The organism is Collinsella sp. AF15-51 (assembly GCF_003462845.1).
Lineage (GTDB): Bacteria > Actinomycetota > Coriobacteriia > Coriobacteriales > Coriobacteriaceae > Collinsella.
Map to the genome: position 1 here is coordinate 1 of NZ_QRYG01000044.1, position 1,267 is coordinate 1,267.

Consider the following 1,267-nt stretch of genomic DNA (forward strand, 5'->3'; position numbering starts at 1 on the left):
CTTAGAGGTCCTCGCGCCAGAAGGGCATGCTCATGCAGCGCGGGCCGCCACGGCCGCGGGAGAGCTCGGCGGAGGGCACGACGAGAAGGTCCAGGCCCTCCTTGTACAGCACGTCGTTGGTGACGGTGTTGCGGGCGTAGACGCAGATCTTGCCGGGCTCGACGCACAGGGTGTTGGAGCCGTCGTTCCACTGCTCGCGGGAGGCCGCGATCGGGTCGCCGCCGCCGCAGGGGATCAGCTTGACCTGGTCGACGCCGGTGGCGTCCTCCAGGACGTGCTCGAGGGTGTCCTCGATCAGGCGGATGTTCACGTCGCCCGGGTTCTTGCCGGCGGTCAGCTCGTAGACGCGCAGGGTGCCCATGATGGCGGGGTGGATCGTGAACTTATCGACGTCGATCTGGGTGAAGACCGTGTCGAGGTGCATGAAGGCGCGCGAGACCGGGATGTCGAAGGCCAGGATGCGCTCGACCTTGGAGTCGGAGTTCCAGAAGATGTTCTGCGCCATGACGTCGATGGCGGCTGCCTGGGTGCGCTGGGAGATGCCGACGGCGAGGGTCTTCTCGTTGATGTTCAGCACGTCGCCGCCCTCGGTGTGGAACTGGCAGTCGCGGCGGAAGTACAGGGAGACGTCCTTGTAGTCGGGGTGGTACTTGAAGACGTACTTGCCGTACAGGGTCTCGCGGTTGCGGGTGACCGAGTACATGCGGTTGAGGTTGACGCCCTCGCCGACGACCGCGAACGGGTCGCGGGTGAAGTAGAGGTTGGGCATCGGGTCGATGATCAGGTCGGACTCGGACTCGGAGTTGACCAGGGAGTCGAGGGTCGTGGACGCCGTGAGGGGCATGTCGATCTCGGCCTTGGTCATGCCGGCCATGGTCTTCTTGACGAACTCGAGGTTGTCCTCGATGGAGTCCAGCTTCTCGCGGACGATCTGCGGCATCTGCTGGCCGCGGATGCCTGCCTCGGCGATGTACTGGTCGGTGAACTCGGCGCGGGCGCCGGGGACCTGGTCGAACACCTCGGCGACGAGGTTCTCCAGGTAGAGCACCTCCACGCCCTGGTCCCTCAGGATCTGGGCGAAGGTGTCGTGCTCCTGCTGCGCGACCTCCAGGAACGGGACGTCGTCGAACAGGAGTCGCTCGAGCTCGTCGGGCGGCAGGTTGAGGAGCTCGTCGCCGGGACGGTGCAGGCAGACCTTCCTGAGCTTGCCGATCTCGGAAGGCACGTGCAGACCTTTCGTCATGGCCTCCTACCTTTCTTTCGGGCC

General features: G+C 65.4%; 1 protein-coding gene. It reads right to left on the reverse strand.

Annotation, left to right across the window (positions count from 1 at the left end):
• Position 1: 1 nt before the first annotated feature.
• On the reverse strand, positions 2–1,243 hold the full coding sequence (arcA, locus tag DWW51_RS10150; RefSeq protein WP_117774421.1) for an arginine deiminase: 1,242 nt from the start codon (positions 1,241–1,243) through the stop codon (positions 2–4).
• Positions 1,244–1,267: the final 24 nt, after the last annotated feature.